Source organism: Lysinibacillus sp. FSL K6-1151 (assembly GCF_038630755.1).
GTDB lineage: Bacteria > Bacillota > Bacilli > Bacillales_A > Planococcaceae > Lysinibacillus > Lysinibacillus fusiformis_D.
Window position 1 is genome coordinate 3,444,841 of record NZ_CP152040.1, and the last position, 20,015, is coordinate 3,464,855.

General features: G+C 37.8%; 20 protein-coding genes and 1 riboswitch. Of the genes, 6 read left to right on the top strand and 14 right to left on the bottom strand.

The window, feature by feature from the left end:
- Positions 1 to 22 precede the first annotated feature (22 nt).
- Complete coding sequence (locus MHI04_RS16505; RefSeq protein WP_089934172.1) at positions 23 to 967, bottom strand: bifunctional oligoribonuclease/PAP phosphatase NrnA; 945 nt, start codon at positions 965 to 967, stop codon at positions 23 to 25.
- Between the two features lie 90 nt (positions 968 to 1,057).
- Between MHI04_RS16505 and MHI04_RS16510 the strand changes: the two genes are divergently transcribed.
- Positions 1,058 to 1,363, top strand: a complete 306-nt coding sequence (locus tag MHI04_RS16510; RefSeq protein WP_036118909.1) for a YtpI family protein — start codon at positions 1,058 to 1,060, stop codon at positions 1,361 to 1,363.
- Between the two features lie 55 nt (positions 1,364 to 1,418).
- On the opposite strand, the gene MHI04_RS16515 is transcribed toward MHI04_RS16510, so the two are convergent.
- Together MHI04_RS16515 and MHI04_RS16520 are read right to left on the bottom strand one after the other, a co-directional pair.
- Positions 1,419 to 2,726 (bottom strand): DRTGG domain-containing protein, encoded by a 1,308-nt coding sequence (locus MHI04_RS16515; protein WP_058843387.1) that lies wholly within the window; start codon positions 2,724 to 2,726, stop codon positions 1,419 to 1,421.
- A 152-nt stretch (positions 2,727 to 2,878) separates the two neighbouring features.
- Positions 2,879 to 3,562: a metal-dependent hydrolase gene (locus MHI04_RS16520; protein WP_089934174.1), complete on the bottom strand. Its 684-nt coding sequence runs from the start codon at positions 3,560 to 3,562 to the stop codon at positions 2,879 to 2,881.
- A 233-nt stretch (positions 3,563 to 3,795) separates the two neighbouring features.
- Here MHI04_RS16520 and MHI04_RS16525 point away from each other — a divergent pair, with 233 nt between their 5' ends.
- Entirely contained in the window at positions 3,796 to 4,884 is a 1,089-nt protein-coding gene (locus MHI04_RS16525; RefSeq protein WP_089934177.1) for a Xaa-Pro peptidase family protein, read from the top strand.
- Between the two features lie 47 nt (positions 4,885 to 4,931).
- Here the strand turns inward: MHI04_RS16525 and ald are convergent, their stop codons facing one another.
- The gene (ald, locus tag MHI04_RS16530; RefSeq protein ID WP_036118902.1) at positions 4,932 to 6,047 is read right to left on the bottom strand and encodes an alanine dehydrogenase; all 1,116 of its coding nucleotides are present in this window, start codon (positions 6,045 to 6,047) and stop codon (positions 4,932 to 4,934) included.
- 425 nt (positions 6,048 to 6,472) lie between these two features.
- On the opposite strand from ald, the gene MHI04_RS16535 reads away from it, so the two are divergent.
- On the top strand, positions 6,473 to 6,922 hold the full coding sequence (locus MHI04_RS16535) for a universal stress protein (protein WP_036118901.1): 450 nt from the start codon (positions 6,473 to 6,475) through the stop codon (positions 6,920 to 6,922).
- 209 nt (positions 6,923 to 7,131) lie between these two features.
- Here MHI04_RS16535 and MHI04_RS16540 read toward each other — a convergent pair whose 3' ends face one another.
- From MHI04_RS16540 to MHI04_RS16560, 5 genes are all read right to left on the bottom strand, one after another.
- Positions 7,132 to 8,061 carry a class I SAM-dependent methyltransferase gene (locus MHI04_RS16540; RefSeq protein WP_271910709.1) on the bottom strand — a complete coding sequence of 310 codons (930 nt, stop codon included), beginning with the start codon at positions 8,059 to 8,061 and terminating at the stop codon, positions 7,132 to 7,134.
- A 90-nt stretch (positions 8,062 to 8,151) separates the two neighbouring features.
- Positions 8,152 to 8,655, bottom strand: coding sequence for a thiol peroxidase (gene tpx, locus MHI04_RS16545; protein WP_004226187.1), 504 nt, complete (start codon positions 8,653 to 8,655; stop codon positions 8,152 to 8,154).
- A gap of 134 nt (positions 8,656 to 8,789) precedes the next feature.
- Positions 8,790 to 9,416: an RDD family protein gene (locus MHI04_RS16550; RefSeq protein ID WP_089934178.1), complete on the bottom strand. Its 627-nt coding sequence runs from the start codon at positions 9,414 to 9,416 to the stop codon at positions 8,790 to 8,792.
- A 12-nt stretch (positions 9,417 to 9,428) separates the two neighbouring features.
- On the bottom strand, positions 9,429 to 10,442 hold the full coding sequence (gene sppA, locus MHI04_RS16555; RefSeq protein ID WP_036118896.1) for a signal peptide peptidase SppA: 1,014 nt from the start codon (positions 10,440 to 10,442) through the stop codon (positions 9,429 to 9,431).
- 166 nt (positions 10,443 to 10,608) lie between these two features.
- On the bottom strand, positions 10,609 to 12,210 hold the full coding sequence (locus tag MHI04_RS16560) for an acyl--CoA ligase (protein WP_036118894.1): 1,602 nt from the start codon (positions 12,208 to 12,210) through the stop codon (positions 10,609 to 10,611).
- 190 nt (positions 12,211 to 12,400) lie between these two features.
- Positions 12,401 to 12,498: riboswitch (TPP riboswitch) on the top strand.
- A 92-nt stretch (positions 12,499 to 12,590) separates the two neighbouring features.
- On the opposite strand from MHI04_RS16560, the gene thiM reads away from it, so the two are divergent.
- Genes thiM through thiE form a run of 3 tightly spaced genes read left to right on the top strand, consistent with a single transcriptional unit; the run spans position 12,591 to position 14,801 of the window.
- The gene (gene thiM, locus MHI04_RS16565) at positions 12,591 to 13,358 is read left to right on the top strand and encodes a hydroxyethylthiazole kinase (RefSeq protein ID WP_058843392.1); all 768 of its coding nucleotides are present in this window, start codon (positions 12,591 to 12,593) and stop codon (positions 13,356 to 13,358) included.
- Complete coding sequence (thiD, locus tag MHI04_RS16570) at positions 13,346 to 14,170, top strand: bifunctional hydroxymethylpyrimidine kinase/phosphomethylpyrimidine kinase (protein ID WP_058843393.1); 825 nt, start codon at positions 13,346 to 13,348, stop codon at positions 14,168 to 14,170. Before thiM ends, thiD begins: the two co-directional genes overlap by 13 nt.
- Positions 14,160 to 14,801 carry a thiamine phosphate synthase gene (gene thiE, locus MHI04_RS16575; RefSeq protein WP_342535030.1) on the top strand — a complete coding sequence of 214 codons (642 nt, stop codon included), beginning with the start codon at positions 14,160 to 14,162 and terminating at the stop codon, positions 14,799 to 14,801. The genes thiD and thiE overlap by 11 nt, the downstream gene beginning before the upstream one ends.
- A 70-nt stretch (positions 14,802 to 14,871) precedes the next feature.
- On the opposite strand, the gene MHI04_RS16580 is transcribed toward thiE, so the two are convergent.
- The 5 genes from MHI04_RS16580 to ezrA form a co-directional block, all read right to left on the bottom strand.
- A complete protein-coding gene (locus tag MHI04_RS16580) occupies positions 14,872 to 15,087 on the bottom strand; it encodes an alpha/beta-type small acid-soluble spore protein (RefSeq protein ID WP_058843395.1) in 216 nt (71 codons plus the stop codon).
- Positions 15,088 to 15,231: 144 nt separating this feature from the next.
- Complete coding sequence (thiI, locus tag MHI04_RS16585) at positions 15,232 to 16,443, bottom strand: tRNA uracil 4-sulfurtransferase ThiI (protein ID WP_330493069.1); 1,212 nt, start codon at positions 16,441 to 16,443, stop codon at positions 15,232 to 15,234.
- Positions 16,443 to 17,597, bottom strand: coding sequence for a cysteine desulfurase family protein (locus MHI04_RS16590; RefSeq protein WP_058843397.1), 1,155 nt, complete (start codon positions 17,595 to 17,597; stop codon positions 16,443 to 16,445). The genes thiI and MHI04_RS16590 overlap by 1 nt, the downstream gene beginning before the upstream one ends.
- 106 nt (positions 17,598 to 17,703) lie before the next feature.
- Positions 17,704 to 18,171, bottom strand: coding sequence for a GNAT family N-acetyltransferase (locus MHI04_RS16595; protein WP_058843411.1), 468 nt, complete (start codon positions 18,169 to 18,171; stop codon positions 17,704 to 17,706).
- Between the two features lie 86 nt (positions 18,172 to 18,257).
- On the bottom strand, positions 18,258 to 19,958 hold the full coding sequence (gene ezrA, locus MHI04_RS16600) for a septation ring formation regulator EzrA (RefSeq protein ID WP_036118869.1): 1,701 nt from the start codon (positions 19,956 to 19,958) through the stop codon (positions 18,258 to 18,260).
- Between the last annotated feature and the right edge of the window lie 57 nt (positions 19,959 to 20,015).

The following is a 20,015-nucleotide window of genomic DNA, read 5'->3' on the forward strand; positions in this document are numbered from 1 at the left end:
ATGAATCCCTTCCTTTTCTCTGTTAATGATACGCCTTACACATTTCTTGTAATCTTGAAATAACGTGGTCAGCTTCCTCCCATGAATAAGCTGTCGCACCAGATGCAAGCGGATGTCCTCCACCATTAAATTCTTTTGCTAATGTATTAATAACAGGTCCCTTCGAACGTAGACGTACTCGTATTTGATCTACTTCTTCAATGAAAACAACCCACGCGCATATCCCTTTAACACTGCCAAGGCAGCCTACTAATAAAGAGGCCTCAGATGGCACTGTATTATATTCCGCTAACAATTCCTTTGTTAGCTTTACATAGGCAGCTCCATGCTCATCCATTGTAAAGTTTTGATATATATAGCCTTGTAAATTAAGTAGCTTTTGCTCCATTTCATACATACCATCAAAAATTTGATTTCGATCAAAATCATATGTAATCAGCTCTGAAGCCACTTTAAATGTTTTCGCTGTCGTGCTCGGGAACTGGAATCTTCCTGTATCCCCTACAATTCCTGCAAATAATAGGCGTGCAGCAGCATCTGTAAGTTGCCAGCTAGCAACTGCCTTGCCTTCTTCATACAACGCATAAATCATTTCACTGCATGAGCTTGCTGTCGTATCTACCCATAATAAGTCACCATATGCATCGTCATTTGGGTGGTGATCAATTTTTATCACCATTTTTCCTTTTGTATAGCGTTGATCGTCAACCCGCTCTGTATTGGCCGTGTCTGTGACAATTACTAAAGCATTGTCGTACATATCATCTGCTATTTCATCAGGCTGTGCCATAAATGATAAGGAAGCATCATGTTCACCAACAGCAAAGACCTTTTTCTCAGGGTAGTTGGCTAAAATAATCTCTTTTAAACCTTGCTGAGAACCATAAGCATCCGGATCTGGACGTACATGACGATGAATAATGATTGTTTCAAAGGCCTTAATTGTGTCGATGATTTGTCTTTTCACCTTACATTCCTCCAAAATGATAGTAAGAACCGTTAGCATTTTTTTATAATTATCGTTACAATAATGTCTAGTTATGCTAGGAGGTTTACTATGCTCAATTTAATATTTGTATTTGCGATTATCATATCTTTTGTTTTTTATTTCTATTTTAAAACAAAACAATTCCGTTCTCCACTACCAATTGCTAAAAATTGGTATAAAAGTAAGGCGAATATCGGCTTAGGTTCCTTAATTTTATCCTTCGCTTTAAATCAAGCTTATTTATTCCCAGGCTTATTTACATTTATTATTGTAGCAATTCTTGTCGCACTAGGCATCTTAGTTGTTATAGAAAATATAAAAAAAGCACGCCATTATGGGCAATTTGTTGAGGAAGAATTCCGCATTAATCAATAATATATGTACAAAGGGATGACCAAGCAATTGCGCTAGGCCATCCCTTTTTCAATACTTAACGTTCTAATAGTTGGAACATCATCATTGCCTTACCGACAAGCATTTGTTGATTATACACTTCGAAGTCCATTTTCACAAACTTACGACTCATGTCTAAAATGCGAGGCTTAACCGTAAGCGTACTTTCCATTTGAACCGGCTTAATAAAATAAATAGTCATATTCTCAGCCACTGCATCACCACGTTTACGGCGTTTTAAGGCAAATGAACCAACTTCAGCTAGTAAAGTTGTAAAAGCACCATATGAAATGGCCCCATATTGATTGGTCATTTGTGGTGTGACTTTAAACTCTACTATTAGTTCTTCATCACCCAGTACCTTCATCTCATTTTTCACTAAATCATCAATCGTTTCACCATGCTGAGGCTGTCTTTGTGCTAATTGCAGCGCCTTAAGTACATCCTGACGACTAATAACACCTTGCAAAATATTGTCATCATCAACAATTGGTAAGAGATCAATCCCTTCCCAAATCATACGATGCCCAGCAGAAGCTACACTCATTTTCATGGAACCAGCAATCGGATTTTTTGTCATTACTTTTTCAACTAGCTCGTTCTCTTCACGACCAATAACGTCTTTTACGGTAATCATCCCGACTAATTTATTTTGATGTGTGACAACAGGAAATGCACCATGTGTTGTGCGTTCATTTAACTTATGAAAATGATGGATCGTTTCATCATTTTTTAAGGCAGCCGTGTCAGTCATTGGGACATAAATATCTTCAATAAATAAAATATCTTTTTTGATTAATTGGTCATAAATTGCTCGGTTAATCATTGTTGCTACTGTAAACGTATCATAGCTTGTTGAAATAATGGGTAAATCTAATGAATCCGCAAGTATTTTATTATCTTCCGTTGTATCAAAACCGCCAGTGATTAAAACAGCTGCACCCGCTCGAAGTGCATTTTCATGTGCCTTAATCCGGTTACCAACAATCAATAAGCTACCTGCATCTGTATAACGCATCATGTCTTCTAATTGCATTGCACCAATGACAAATTTCGTTAACGTTTTATGTAGACCCGATTTTCCACCTAAAACTTGGCCATCGACAATATTGACAATTTCTGCAAAAGTTAAGCGTTCAATATTTTCTTTCTTTTTTTTCTCAATGCGAATTGTTCCAACACGCTCAATCGAACTTACTAAGCGACGATTTTCCGCTTCCTTTATGGCACGATAAGCCGTCCCTTCACTCACTTGCATTTCTTTCGCTATTTGACGTACTGAAATTTTATCACCCACGGGTAGTGATTCGATGTATTGTAAAATTTTCTCATGTTTTGTAGACAAAATATCACCTATTTCCTAAGCTTCTATTCTGCTCTTAGTGTACCATATTTTTTATAAAAATATTTAATATAAAGTGATCAAATTGTTTAACTTTCCCCATCATTTCAACTACTAGCGTGGTGTCAATTCATATAGTACAGCCCTGTCAACGATTAGAAACAGTTTACTTTTTCGCCAGCTTTCAAAATTTGAACCTCTGTATTTTGCACTAAATCTGCAAAAATTTGTGGATCCTGCTCGATTGGTGGGAATGTATTGTAATGAATTGGTACGACAATTTTCGGCTTTAAGAATGAAACCGCGCAAGCTGCATCCTCTGGTCCCATTGTAAAATTATCCCCAATCGGTAAAAATGCAATATCAATAGGGTGTCGTTCGCCAATTAATTTCATATCACTAAATAGAGCTGTATCACCTGCATGATAAATCGTTAATCCCTCAACAAATAATAAAACCCCTGCTGGCATACCCATATAAATTATCTCATTATTCTCTGTTACATAAGATGAACCGTGAAAGGCTTGTGTAAACTTCACCTTACCAAAGTCAAACTCCTTAGCACCTCCAATATGCATTGGATGCGCTTTTACACCTTGCCAAGAGATCCAATTAGCTAATTCATTTGGGGCAATGACTAACGCATCTTTTTTCTTCGCTAGCTCCACTGTGTCCCCAACATGATCATTATGTCCATGTGTAAGTACAATAATATCTGGTGCTTCTCCTGCCACCGTTAAGTCTGTTTGCCCATTGCCATTAATAAAAGGGTCAATTAAAATTGTTTTCCCGTTTGTTTGAATTTTGACAACTGAATGTCCATGATAACTAATTTCCATTTTAAAATCCTCCTCGAAAACCAAATTACAGTTCATCATTTTAATTCGCTACTCATGCGCTTTTTCCCTTTTTTTGATATGCTTGTACAGAGAATAATCGTAGTGTTCTCTAACAGCCTTATACCCTGTTAGCGCACAATTATTCAGTACTAGAAAAGGAACATCGACATTGCTTTATAGAGTCGACGCTTTTTTACGTAAAATTTCCCATGTACTAAAAGGAGGACATATTGATGTCAAAGGTCGAAGAAATCCAAAGTTATTTACAGCAACATCACATCGATGCAGCATTCGTAACAACACCTGACAATGTTTTTTACGTTTCAGGCTTTAAAAGTGATCCACATGAAAGATTACTAGGAGTCATGATTTTTAAAGATGCCGAGCCTTTTCTAATTTGTCCACAAATGGAGATTCCAGATGCGAAGGCAGCAGGTTGGTCTTATGAGGTAATCGGCCATCAGGATACTGAAAACTCAATGGACGTTCTTGCGCAAGCAATCATTTCACGCCAAGTTAATCCGACTACGTTTGCTATTGAAAAAGCGCAACTAATCGTCGAGCGTTTAGAAGCTTTACAGCAATCATTCCCACAGGCTAACTTTGTTCGCCTTGATGAAAAGATTAATGCTATGCGCGTCATCAAAGATGGGACTGAATTAGAAAAATTACGTAAAGCTGCGGAGCTAGCAGACTATGCAATTGAAATCGGTTGTAAGGAGATCGCTGAAGGGAAAACAGAAATGGAAATTCTAACAGCGATTGAAAGTGCTATTCAAGATAAAGGTTGCAAAATGTCCTTTGAAACAATGGTATTAAGTGGTCCAAAAACGGCCTCTCCTCACGGCAAGCCAGGTGCACGTAAAATTGAAAAAGGGGATATGGTATTATTTGACCTTGGGGTTATTTACGATGGCTATTGCTCAGATATTACGCGTACTGTTGCCTTTGGGGAGCCTAGTGAAGCACAGAAGGAAATTTATCACGCTGTTTTAGCTGCCAATACAAATGCTGTCGCAGCTGTAAAACCAGGTATTCGTGCGATGGACTTAGATAAAATTGCACGTGATACTATCACAGAAGCTGGCTATGGTGAATATTTCACTCACCGTCTTGGTCATGGCCTTGGAATTTCTGTGCATGAATTCCCATCCGTTACAGGTGCAAATGAAATGACGATGGAAGAAGGCATGGTCTTTACAATTGAGCCAGGGATTTATAAATCAGATGTGACAGGCGTACGCATTGAGGATGATGTAGTTGTAACGAAAGATGGCGTTGAAGTATTAACAAAATTCCCGAAAGATTTAATTGTTCTATAATTACACACAAAAAAGGAAGCAACTAGTGTAGTGCTTCCTTTTTTGATTTATTGAATTAACTCATCCACTTCGACAAATGGAAGACCTTGTGAATCTGCCACTGCTTTATAGACTAGTTGTCCATCTAATGTATTCACACCTTTTTTCAGTGCCGCATTATCTAGGCAAGCTTGTTTATAGCCTTTGTTTGCAATTTGAAGTGCATATGGAATTGTATTATTTGTTAAAGCAATTGTTGATGTGCGCGGTACTGCTCCTGGCATATTTGCTACTGCATAATGTACTACGCCATGTTTCACGTATGTTGGGTCATCATGAGTTGTCACACGATCAGACGAAGCAAAAATACCACCTTGGTCAATCGCAATATCGACTACAACAGAGCCAGCTTGCATTGACTGAATCATTTCTTCAGAAACAAGTTTCGGTGCTTTTGCGCCTGGTATTAACACCGCACCAATGACTAAATCTGAATCTTTCACTGATTCTGCAATATTATAAGGATTTGAAATTAATGTTTGAACATCACGACCAAACAGATCTTCTAATTGACGTAAACGTTCTGGGCTTAAATCGATTACTGTCACATCCGCACCCATGCCAACAGCGATTTTTGCAGCATTTGTTCCTGCGATACCACCACCGATTATTGTCACCTTGCCACGCTGCACACCTGAAACGCCACCTAATAAAATACCTTTACCAGCATGGTTTCTTTCTAAGAACTGTGCACCGATTTGCGTAGCCATTTTACCAGCTACTTCACTCATAGGCGTTAACAATGGTAATGAACCGTTTGCTAATTGCACTGTTTCGTAGGCAATACCTACAACCTTTTTATTTAAAAGTGCCTGAGTTAGTTCAACCTCTGGCGCTAAGTGTAAATACGTAAATAAAATTTGACCTTCATAGAAATAATCATATTCAGAAGCTACAGGTTCTTTTACCTTCATGATCATTTCTTGTGACCATGCTTCTTTAGCAGTTTGAACAATATGAGCTCCTGCTGCAATGTAATCAGCATCCGTAAAGCTTGACCCTAAGCCTGCTCCAGTTTCAATGTATACCTCATGACCTGCGTGTGTTAAAGTTACAACTCCTGCTGGTGTCATGGCTACACGATTCTCATTGTTTTTAATTTCCTTTGGAATACCAATCTTCATTGTTTCCTATCCCCTTCCATAGCATAAAAAATAAGCATCATTATTATGTAACTAAGAATTGATGCACCCCTTGCCATTCCATATTACCAAACAAATGCAAAAAAAGCTTTAACTAAAGCAAATACAAATAAAATTTCTAACATTTATAAAATACTAAATATTTAAACGATGAATAATGGTATAAATTATTATATTTGAAAACTAAAAAGACGGCTATAACAGTTGCTAACGAAGTAAATACTTCCACAAGTTCTACCGATCAAAAGGCGTTTACACGCTGTAAATAGTGGGAATTAAGTAAGTGTATATAATTGACATTTTGAAATGAAATGTCTTCACTTTTTCATATTTTTCTTTCGGAAAGTATTTCCTTTAGAAAATCATTTGGTATAATCAACATATACAAATCAGGGAGGTTTTTCAAAATGGCTAATCATTATAAAAGCATTGTTGTTGCAGTAGACGGCTCAAAAGAAGCTGAATATGCATTTCGTAAGTCAATTGATGTTGCAAAACGAAACGAAGGTGCTGTCTTAAATCTAGTAAATGTTATTGATACACGTTCATTCGCTGCAATCGAAGCATATGACCGTTCCATTGCAGAACGTGCTCAAGCATTCTCTGAAGAGCTATTAAATGGTTACAAAAAACAAGCTGAAGATGAAGGCTTAACAAACGTTAATCTTATCATTGAGTACGGCTCTCCTAAAAATATCATTACAAAAGAGCTTTCTAAAGTCGTAGACGCAGATCTAATCATTTGTGGTGCAACTGGTCTAAATGCAGTTGAACGCTTCCTAATCGGTTCAGTATCTGAAGCAATTGTACGTTCAGCTAAATGTGACGTACTTGTTATCCGTACACCAGAAAACTAATTCGCAATACATAAAAAGGTATCCTTCCATAGGATACCTTTTTACATTGTGTTGAAAAACAAAACGATCACTAGAATTTCTATGAAGGGTGAAAAAGGCTTTTCATTCTAAAGGACGCTGGTCCAACAGAAATCACCCTCACCTTACCAAAAGGTCTTTTTCTGCTAGTAGTAACATCATCTTTTTACTTATGTCGGCTTCCAGAGCAATTATTTGCCCTCTTTCCACATCCTCACTTTTTCAAAGAACAGCGCAAGAGCTTGCTTATTCTGCATATTCGGTACTTTTGCTAATAGTACTTCTTTAGGTGCTTTCAATTCCTTTGCTTGCTTTTGCAAAATCACAATACTTTTTTCTAATGCCTTATTGGCAAACATAGCCTCAGGTAATTGAATAATGGCTTGAATCCAAGCATGCTTTTGAATGTACTTGTGTAGTTGCTTAGACTGCTCGGAGTCAAAAAGATGTGATGGTGCAAGGAAAAATAAATAGCCGCCATCCTTTGTATAATTCATCGATTGCTCAATGAATAGATGATGAGCATAACTCATCCCCTCTGCTGCGCATAATTCATAATCGAGTGCTACTTCTTCATTAGGATAATAGCCTACAGGTAAATCACAAACAACGGCATCCACTGGGTTTACCAATAAATCTTCTAAGGCATCTTGACGGTATAAGGAAATAGGCTGTTCTGTTAAATCAGCAGTAGCAGCAGCAAGACGAATTAATAGCTCGTCAACCTCTACGCCTGTCGCTTCCACTTTTCCATCTAATAAATTCATGACTGTTAGTAGTAAATTCCCCGTACCTACGGCTGGGTCCATAATTGACATTTTTTCGTTTGCAAGGCGCTCTTCAAATATTTGCTCCACAAAATAGCCAACTAGTAACCCTAACGTATCAGGTGTCATTTGATGGTTTGGCTGCGACCCTTTGCGCATTCCTTTTAAAATAGCGATTTGAATAGCTTTGCGAATATCCTCTTTTGTTGCATCCTTTTGTGAAAAATTCACTTCGCCATCAAGCCATGCCTCGAGACCATCTAGCAACCCTTCTAACAATGTTAAATCTTGTTCTTTTTCGATCTTTTCAGCATGCTCATTTAGCAGACCAAATAATTTCTCGATGTTTTCCATATTTAAACTTCCTTTCACGCAGAAAAGAGCCGTGACAAACTCTCGTCACAGCCCCTTTGTCTAGTATTATCTTAGCCTAAAAGCAGCTCATTATGCTAGTGCTTTAACAGCTGCAATGGCCGCTTCATAGTTTGGATGATCTGTAGCTTCAGGTACATATTCAACATATGTTACTTTATTATTTGCATCCACAACGAATACTGCACGTGTCAGAAGACGTAATTCTTGAATGTACACGCCATACGCTTCACCAAATGAAAGATCGCGGTGATCTGATACAGTTTGCACTGCATCAATACCTGCTGCACCACACCAACGCTTTTGAGCGAATGGAAGATCGACAGATACTGTATAAATAACTACATTGTCACCCAGGTTAGCTGCTTCTTCATTAAAACGGCGTGTTTGTGCATCACATACACCAGTATCTAATGATGGTACAACACTGAATAGACGAATTTTGCCTTCTGAATCATTTAATGTTACAGGTGATAGGTCATTCGCTAATACCGTAAAATCTGGAGCTTGATCGCCCACCTTTACTTCATTTCCTACTAGTGTTACTGGACCATTTTTAAATGTTACTTGTGCCATATAAACGCCTCCTTATTTCATATGTACATAATATTACTAAATGAAGGGAATTAATTGCAACTAAGATAGCTTACTTTAGAAGAACTAGCTTAGAAATAGGAAAGACTGTCTCGAATTAGGAGACAGCCTTTTGTTTATTGTTCATTTTTTTCCTCTAGCTTGGCTAGTTCTATTTTTTCCTCTTGCACAGTCGTTTCTATCTGCTCTTGCTGTTTTGGCAAAGCGGCTGGTGCTGGATCCTTTTCAACAAAGACTTTTTCGTGCACCACTGCTGTATCTGCAAAATAATCATGTAACCCTTGATTTTCTGGTAAAATGACTACCAAAATATACAGAGGCATAAAAATATTATTGATAATGCGGCCAATCCAATCACGGAATAACACATCTGACCAAGTAAGCTTATCATGCTTTAATGAAATAACACGTAAGCCAAAAACCATTTTTCCAAGTGTTTGCCCAAAGAACTTTGTCATCAGTACAAAATAGCTATAATAGAGGATCGCTGTGATGATTGAAATCGGTGCATACCAAACAGATTCTGATAAGGACCAATCCATTAGATAAAAGATAGGATTGATAAGTATTCCAACTACAGCAGAAATAATGAATCCATCTAATAAAAATGCCCAAAACCGAATCCAAAAACCAGCCGTTTTTAAAGCATAGTTTTTATGCTTTACTGACTCATCTGGAGCGTTCATAAGAAAGCCATTTTCCATAGAGGGTGAACCTTGCATAACAAATTCATTGTTTGTCATTGTACTCCCTCCTTAGTATTCCCCGTATAAATACATCATTTTCGGTGCACTGTAGTCGGTCATAATTTTCATTAGCATTTTTTCTTCTGCAGATGGACCAAACATGGAGCCAATTTTCATCCCAACGTATGATTGCCAGCCTCCCATATCGTACGCATACTCAAATAAAGCAGCATCTTCCAGTCCATAATCTGCACGTAGAGCAGCGATGGCTGCTTCTTCATCACCAATTTCATCGATTAAACCTGCTTCAAGCGCTTTTGTGCCACCAAGAATACGACCATCTGCAACCTTCTTCACTTCTGCTTCAGACATATTACGTCCCTGCTCTACAATGTCTACAAATTCTTCATACGTTTCATTAATCATATCCTGCATCATTGCACGTTCTTCTGGTGTCACTTCACGCATTGGGCTTAGCATATCCTTATGCTCCCCTGATTTAAACGTTTCAAATTTAACACCTACTTTTTCAGCCAATGCTTGGTAGTTAATGGATTGCATAATGACGCCAATTGAGCCTGTTATTGTATCACGATGGGCAAAGATTTTATCTGCAGGTGCTGAAATATAATAACCACCTGATGCTGCCATCGAATCCATCGATACATAAATTGGAATTTGTCGTTCTTCTTTAATTTTTAGCAGCTTTTTATAGATTTCTGCTGATTCTTTCACACCACCACCTGGTGAATTGACGCTTAAAACAACGCCCTGTATCGAATCATCATACAAAATATTATCCAATTGCTCTAAGAAAAATGTATGATCATAGGCAACTGGTTGCCATAATGTACTTGAGCCGATATCTTGAATCGCTCCATCTACCTTTAAATAAGCAATTCGCTTATCAAAATTGTCCCCTTCAATGACATTTTCATATACATCTAAATTATTCCCAGCCATCAAACTATCAAAATTACCTAGGAAATCTGCTTTAAATAGGGCAAAAATGGTGTTAATTCCTAATGAAAATAGTAAAAGAACACCTGCGACTACTAAAGCAACCCACCTTTTTACATTCATGTCTTTCCGCCTCCTCAACACGTAATACGAATGACTTGCTTATTTGTTTCATTTTTTTGCAATAATATGCAAAAAGCTTGTTGCTATTTATTTCCTCATATTACCTTACCTAAAAAAATAAAAAAAATCAAAGTCCATACCTTTGCATGAACTTTGATTTTCGACATTATTTCCTAGGAAATGATGATGAATGGCATTGCTTTGTTTCTTGTTGTCGTAATTCAACTCGTCGAATTTTTCCAGAGGATGTTTTGGGTAGCTCTTCGACAAATTCAATAGCACGTGGATATTTATATGGGGCAGTCAATGATTTCACATGACTTTGAAGTGTTTGAATAAGTGTTTCATCACCAATTTCACCATTACGAAGAACAATAAATGCCTTTACAATATTTCCTCGAACTTTATCTGGACTGGCAATGACAGCAGCTTCTTTCACAGTTGGATGCTTCATCAAAGCATCCTCTACTTCAAAGGGACCAATTGTATAACCCGAGGAGATAATGACATCATCTCCTCGACCCTCAAACCAAAAGTAGCCATCTTCATCTTTGTAGGCACGATCTCCTGTTATATACCAATCACCACGGAATTGTAAATTTGTACGTTCAGGATCATTTAAATATTTTTTAAAGAGAGCTGGTGTTTCACGATGAACAGCAATATCACCCACCTCTCCCACTGCAACAGGATTGCCGAAATCGTTAATAATATTAACGGTGTTGCCAGGAGTAGGTTTTCCCATTGAGCCAACTCGCGCCTCCATCCCTACCATTGTACCAACAAGTAATGTATTTTCCGTTTGACCATAGCCATCTCGCACTTGTAAATGGAATGTTTCTGAAAATACGTTGATAACCTCACTATTTAACGGTTCACCTGCTGATACAGCTTGGCGAATTGCATGTAAATCATATGCGTGTAAATTTTCAAGTGATGCCATAAAACGATATTCAGTTGGTGTACAGCATAATACATTGATTTTGAATTTTTCAAGCATTGCCAAATAGGAAGCAGCATCAAATTTACCTTTGTAAACAAATGCAGTAGCACCACTGCCTAATGTAGCGAGAAAGGGACTCCATATCCATTTTTGCCATCCAGGTGCTGCTGTTGCCCAAACAATATCATTTTCTTGTACACCTAACCAATGTGGTGCTGTTGTTCGTAAATGAGCATAGCCCCAGCTGTGTGTATGTACCGCTGCCTTCGGGTTACCTGTTGTGCCGCTTGTATAGGCTAAAAATGCATTATCAGTACTTTTTGTCGGGGTCGGATTTATGTAAGTTGTAGGTTGATGGTGCATTTTTTCTAGTAAAGGCTGCCAAGGCTCATGTGCTTTCCCTATGACAAATTGCTGTATGCCCTGTAAATTTCCAACTTCATCAAATTGTTCAATATAGGGCTCATAGGCAACAACCCCTTTAGCATTGGCGTGATGAATGCGATACTCAATATCTTTTGTTCTTAACATTTCTGAGCTTGGAATGATGGTTAAACCTGCTTTTAATGCTGCAATATAAACAATATATGCTTCCACTGAGCGTGGTACCATCACTAAAATCACATCACCCTTCGTTAAACCTTGTAAGGTGAAAACATGTGCTGCTTGATTCGCTTTTTCCATCAAATGTGCATATGTAATAAATTGTACAGCTTGATTTTCTTCATAAATAATTAAAGCATTTTTCGTTGCATCCTGAGCATATTTTTCAATTTCCTCTGTTATGTTATACCATTCTGGTGCAACTAAATCTTGTCTTTTCATGGCAGATGCCCCCTTTTGCTATGACACATTATAAAACTCCTTTTTCAGTATTTTCAATGGTTTGCGCTTAATTTAGGTAAAGTCATGACAACTATCATACCTAGCTATATGGCATCAGTCACGTTTTGTCGATAGGGAAACTAGCTATTGAACACAAATGAAAAGTATGGTACATTTTGGTCAACTAAAAGCAAAATTGCAGGGGGACTCGAAAGAGTTGAGAAGGTAAAACCTGACCCTTTGAACCTGTTAGTTAATACTGACGTAGGGAGCAACAGACATCGATTTTTTCAGATGAAAGGCTCTTTTTCGTGTATTTTCACATAAAAAGAGCCTTTTTGCATGCTTACGTCCATCCACAAAGGAGGACTAAAATTAAAATGATATTTCAAACAATTCGTCAACAGCAACCACTTATTCATTGCATCACAAACTATGTGGTGGCAAATTTCCAAGCAAATGGTTTATTAGCATTAGGTGCTTCGCCCGTTATGGCTGACGATAGCCAAGAGGTTGAGGAAATGGTAGCAATGGCACAAGCATTATTAATTAATATCGGGACACTCAATACTCGCACCAAAAACGCCATGCTGTTAGCAGGAAAAAAAGCTAATGCACTTGGCATTCCAGTTATATTAGATCCAGTTGGGGCAGGGGCTACAACTTATCGCAAGGAAACCGTTCAATACTTACTTGAAAACATAGAATTTGCCGTAATTCGCTGTAATATCGGTGAGCTTGCGGCTATAGCCAATGTAGATTGGCAACAGAAAGGTGTAGATAGTGGTCATGGCTCCATGTCACTGGAGACGGAAGCATTACTAGTGGCACAACGATATAATTGTATCGTTATTGTAACAGGTGAACGTGATCTTATAACAAATGGCGAGCATAGCCAGTGGATAGCTGGTGGCCACCCACAAATGACAGAGGTCACTGGTACTGGCTGTTTACTTAGTGCGCTTTGTGGTGCTGCCTATGTCGCAGGTAACAAGCCATACAACCAATTAACAGAAACACTCACTTACTATAAAAAGGCAGCGGTACTAGCTTCTGCATTCACTGCAGATATCGGTGATTTTCAAATAGCTTTGCTTAATGCTATACATCGTTTATCAAAGGATGGTGAAGCATCATGCATATTGTAACGACGATTGCTGGATCAGATAGTGGTGGCGGTGCTGGTATACAGGCTGATTTAAAAACATTTCAGGAATTAGAGGTGTTCGGCACTTCCGTTATTACAGCTTTAACTGCACAAAATACAACAGGCGTGACAGGTGTTTTCCCAATTGACATTTCGTTTGTGGAAAAACAATTTCAAGCGTTAGTCGAAGATTTTCCGATTGCTGCAATGAAAACAGGCATGCTTTATTCCTCTGGTATTATCCAAGCCATCGCACGCATGATCGGTGAATTAAATATACCACTAATTGTGGATCCCGTAATGATTGCAAAAGGTGGAGAAAGCTTATTACAGCAAGAAGCTATTGAGGCGTTACGCTCATCTTTACTACCACTAGCTACGATTGTTACGCCAAATATACCCGAAGCAGAGGCTCTCACGGGGAGAACCATTCGCCATTTTGAGGATATGAAACAAGTGGCTCAAAGCTTTTTACAGCTAGGTGTACAATGCGTCATTCTAAAGGGTGGGCATTTAGCAGAACCACTTTATGCCATTGATTATGTATTTTTCAAAAATGGACAATCTTTTTCGATGCAGTCTCCACGAATCCAAACAAAAAATACACATGGTACTGGCTGTACATTTTCAGCAGCACTCACTGCTTTTCTTGGACGGGGTTTAGCGATGAAAGAGGCTATTATCGAAGCTAAAAAATTTATTCAATTAGCGATTATGCATGATTTATCCATAGGCAACGGGCATGGACCTACAAATCATTTCGCTTATCAACAGCATAAGGAAACCTGTGAGGTAATCATTCATGAAACGTGAGGATTTACAGCTTTATTTTATTATGGGAACAGGCAATGTTTTTCAACAAAATCCCATCCATCTCCTCGAAAAGGCATTGCAAGCTGGCATTACGATGTTTCAATTTCGCGAGAAAGGATCTCTTGCCTTAACTGGATTAGCCTATGAACAATTTGCACGCCAATGTCAAAAACTTTGTCAGCAGTATAATGTACCGTTTATCGTTAACGATGATGTAGAGCTTGCTTTGCGACTTGGTGCTGATGGCGTTCATATTGGACAAGATGACTTAGATGTTGAAATGGCACGTAAAAAAATCGGGAACATGATACTTGGTGTTTCTGTACATTCACAGGAGGAATTACAAACAGCTATAGACCATCATGCTGATTATGTAGGAATTGGTCCAATCTTTGCAACAACATCTAAAAGTGATGCACAACCACCATGTGGTACAAATTTTTTACAGCAAGCTCGTCATCTTTATCCTGAATTACCGATTGTAGCGATTGGTGGGATTACTTGTACAAATGCACATTCTGTTTTTCAAGCAGGTGCTGATGGTGTTGCCGTTATTTCTGCTATCTGTGAAAGTGAAGATATTGCACACACCGTATCTACATTTACGTCATTATCTCGCATAAAAAAATGATCTATAAACAAACTAAAACCAGTGCCTTTTACGGTCACTGGTTTTAAGTTTATAAATGCTTAGTCAGCATTTATTGGTTGTTTGGCATACCTTTTAATTGAGATTCTGCCATTTGTACAAGACGTTTAGTGATTTCACCACCAACGGAACCGTTAGCACGAGCTGAAGCTTCAGCTCCTAATTGAACACCAAATTCTTGTGCAATTTCGTATTTCATTTGATCTAGTGCTTGTTGTACACCAGGTACTGCAAGCTTGTTTGAACTGCTGTTGTTGTTTGAAGTCATGTGTCTCACCTCCTTGTGAATATAGAATGTGCGATATTCGATTTTTAATACGAAAATTTTAAAGGTAAATTGTACCTCTAATGGCATCTAGCCATTAATATAAAAAAGCCGTCTCAAAATGGACTTTGAGACGGCTTTGAAACCTTATAATAGTTCTGCAAACTTATCTTGTTGTTGCTCTTCTTTCTTAGGGAAAATATAGACCTCTCGATTTTTTACTGCTCGCTCGATTAGCTCATCAAAATCAGAGAAGCTTTCATAATGCTCGACCTTTTCAAGCTTCGGCTTTGTTTTTGGACTTGTAGGTGTAAAAATCGTACAGCAATCTTCAAATGGCTGAATAGATGTTTCGTATGTGCCGATGTTTTCTGCAATATCAATGATTTCAAGTTTATCTGATGAAATTAACGGACGCAAAATAGGTGTATTCGTTACAGCATTAATCGCTGTTAAACTTTCAAGCGTTTGACTCGCTACCTGCCCAAGACTTTCACCTGTTACAATGGCAAGTGCCCCAATTTCCTCACGCACCTGATCAGCTACTTTCAACATCATACGGCGTGTTGTTGTCATCGATACATTAGAAGGTACTTTCTCTTTAATAAGAACTTGTATTTCAGTAAATGGAATGACATGTAAACGAATACTAGCACCAAATTTCGTTAGTTCATTGGCAAGTACCTTTACTTTTTCTAATGAATTTTCGCTTGTATATGGTGGACTAAAGAAGTGAATCGCTTCTAATCGCACGCCTCGCTTCATCATTAAATAACCTGCAACAGGGCTATCAATACCACCAGACAACATTAATAAAGATTTTCCATTAGACCCTACAGGCATTCCACCTGCGCCAGGAATAACTTGTGCCATCATATATGTTGCATCATGACGAACTTCTACACGTAGTTCAATATCAGGCTGCTTCACTTTGACTGATAAATTTTGAAATTGCGGTAAAACATAGCCACCAATCTCACGTTGGATGGCATGAGATTCTAAAGGAAATGTTTTATCGGTACGTTTCACTTCTACTTTAAATGTATGCTGCTCATCTTTAAATGTCTCCATTATAGTGATGGCAAGTTTCTTCATACTTTCTATATCTTTTTCACATGCAGCCACAGGGCTAAAAGATTGAATACCAAAAATTTTAGGTAAGCCTGTTACGAGCGCCTGCATTTGTGTTTCGTTTTCTATAGCAATAAACATACGATCACGCTCTGTACGAATATGCAGTTGTCCTAGATCGGCAAAAGCATGACGAATATTTTCACGTAAGCGACGGATAAAATCCATTTTGTTGCGACCTTTTGTAGAAAGCTCACCATATCGAATTAAAATTTCTTTCCAAATCATTACTTAATTTCTCCTTTGAGTTCCAGCATGACTTCTGCTAGTACTTGTTTAAACTTTTCTATATCTTGTGCTGTGTTATGCGCACCAAAGCTCATACGAATTACACCTTTTTTATAATGCTCATCGAGGTGCAGAGCCTCGACAACATGGCTTGTTTTCGTTTGCTTCGATGAACAAGCACTTGATGTTGACACGATGATGCCACGTTTTTGCATAGCATTAATAATGACTTCCCCTTTTAAATCACGAACACTGAACGATAAAATATGTGCAGCTCCTTGTGGAGTCGATAAAATATGCACTGCCTCTCCGTATCCTTTTAGTTGCGTACGAATTTCATCTTGCCATTGACGGTATTTCATTGCACGGTCATTCAATGTTTCTACTGCTAATCGAGCCGCTTTTGCTAATGCAGCTGCTTGCGGTACCGCTACAGTACCACTTCTCAAACCAAATTCCTGACCTCCACCAAGTGCATAAGGCTGCCATCTCATGCTTTTACGAAAGGCTAATACACCTGAGCCTTTAAAGCCATGAATTTTATGACCAGAAATAGCAATACTGTCTGGACCTTCTTCTCCATTAAAGGACACAGCTAATTTCCCAAAGCTTTGAACAGCATCAACATGAAGAGCTGCTCTACTCATTTCATGAATCATTGCTGCTGCTTCCTTAATAGGCTGGATAGCACCCATTTCATTATTCACATGCATAATGCTGACTAAAATTGTATCTTTACGTATTTTAGCACGCAGCTCCTCTAAAGAAATGACTCCATGTTGATCAACTCGAAGATAGTCAACCTCATAGCCCTCTTTTGTAAGCTGTTTAACTGTTTCTAAAACCGATGGATGTTCTATTTCAGTCGTTAAAATATGCTTTCCTATATGTGTATTACTACGTGCTATACCAAAAATAGCTGCATTATTTGACTCTGTCCCACCTGAAGTAAATAGCACATTTTTTGCCTCTGTCTGCAAAATATCTGCTACTTGCTCACGTGCACGCATTAATAAATCATTTGCTTCAACTCCCATGGCATGGATGGATGCAGGATTGGCATAATACTGCTCATTCACTACCATAAATGTCTGCATAACCTCTGGTAAAGGTTTTGTTGTTGCACTATTATCTAAATAAATTGTCTTAACCATCACTTTTCACACACTTTCAAAACGTTGATTTAACGGTATTTATCATAACGCAATCTTTGGCGATTGACCACTAACTTTCACGATTCTTCAAATTTTAAATAGTATATTACACTTTTTTCAACATTGTAATAAAGATTGTTGGTGTACTAAATTCACTATCTTTGACAAAGCCGAATTTTTCATAAAGACGAATGGCTCTCTTATTAAATCGGGCCACAGTTAAACGAAGCGGTAGTTGATGCTCTTGTTGAATTGTTTTGACAATAAACGAAAAAAATGCCGTCCCTAAGCCTTGACCAGTTAGATTGGGCTTCATACCGATGCCGATATCTACATAGCATTCTGCATATGCCCCAATGTCATGTCCTTTCGGCACTTGTGCGGCTGTTCCTGTGCAATAATAGCCGATTAACTCCTCCTGCTCATTAAAGATAGCATTGTAGGGATTTTCGAGCATTTCTTGTAAGGTTTCATCTGATAAGTCATTATTATAAAAATCGTATGGTGCTGCATAATGCCATTGTAAAATTTCACTCGCATACTTCTCATTCATTTCTCGTAGCGACAGCTTCAACCGTATCATACCTTTCCCTCTATTTAAAAAGAAAGCTGTCTAAAAAGTAATCGCTATACTTTTTAGACAGCTAACAGTTATTTGAATTAATTTGACATAGACTCTTCTGCAACCATTTCTTGAATACGTTTTAAAGCACCTGGCTCCATCTCTTCAACAGCTGTTCCTGCTTCTTCTAATGCTTTCGCATAACGGAATTGATGGAATGCCTCTTCAGCTTCTTTTAAACGCGCATTCAATGTTGGATTCGAAGCACGATGACGATTTCCATACTGAATAATACGTTCAATAAGCATAACATTTTCTATTAACTCATGTGCTTTGACTTTTACATCCTCTACGCACAGTGTGGCAGCATTTAAATTATTATGAACAGTCCCCATATTTAGTGGTACTTCTTGCAGGCTTTGCATAACAATGTAGATGTGCTCTGCAGCCTCATCAAGACGTGCATCCATTTCCTCAGGGATTCCTGGGATATTGGCCTTGTTCAATAAGCGATCTGTATCTTGTAATATTTTCTTTAAATTTTCAACTTGAGCGCGGGCTTTATTTTCATCAATTCGAAGTTTCTTCATTGTATTTGATAAATGTCCTTGCTCCTCATGAATTCGTTCAAGCTCTTCACTAATTTCGATTAATTCTTCCTGTAAACTAGAATAAGCCGATTTTTCTTCTCTCACACGCATAGCTAATAAGTCGTAGCGACGTTGTAATGCTTCCAATTGTTTTAATGCAGCTTTCGGAATTTCTGCATCCTTTTCGTTCAAATGATAACTTTGTTGCACATAGGTCGCTTCATCATTCACTAATTTTGTTGAAGAAATAACATTAGTGATGGAGCTTAATAAACGCTCACAATTTTGATCAACGTAATTTTTAGCAATAACCTCTTTTTCAAGTAAATCATAAAAATGATCGATTTCTTCATTTATTTCTGTCACACGAGGTTTAACTACTGTTAAATTAAGCGCTGCTAAGTCTTTTTTTAATTCATCAAACTCTTTTTCATACTTATTTAATGCCTCAGTCAATTCTAAATGCTGTAAATAGTAAGATTGATCTTCCATCTCACGCTGACCATTCCGCAATTCCTGAACTGCTCCTGGTAGCTTCACTTGTAATTCCGTTAAAATAGTTGGGACATCATTAATAAATTCAAAGGTCTGCTGTGATTCTTGATTTAAACTAATGACAATTTCGCGTGCTTGCAAATAATTCCCATCATTTGTCAATACATCAAACTCTTCAAACTTTTGTACAAATGTTTCTAGCTTTTTCTCAAGTGCAGGTAACGCTACACCAAATGAATGTTGGTGAGCAAGCAAAGTCTTTCTTGCAGAGCGATAATATTCCTTTAATTGTTCAATTTCAATTCGATTTTTTTCTTCGCTGCCAATTAATTCATTCAGTTCTTCTAAAATTTTATCTTTATCTTGTTCGCATTTCTCAATATAATCTTCAATTTCACGTTCTATAAACGTCGCTTTTTTAAAACGAAGTCGATTAATTTGATCCTCAGCATCAAATAGCAATGAATCAATTTTAGTCATATGTACATCGATGACCTCATCCCAAGTATTGCGCCATCGTTCAAACATTTCTTCCGTTTCACCGTTCATGTTTAAAGATTTTACTTTTGAAATTTCTTCATTTATAGGATTATGTTGAATTTGTAATTTTTCATTTTCAAGTTTTGCAATGATTGCAACATGTTTTCTTCGCATCATAAATCCTACTATGGCTAAAATTAATAGTAGGATAATCGGAATGATGATATACTCCATCGTAAGCCTCCTATTCTACAATAAACGAATTGGCTAGTTGTCTTTATTATATACTAT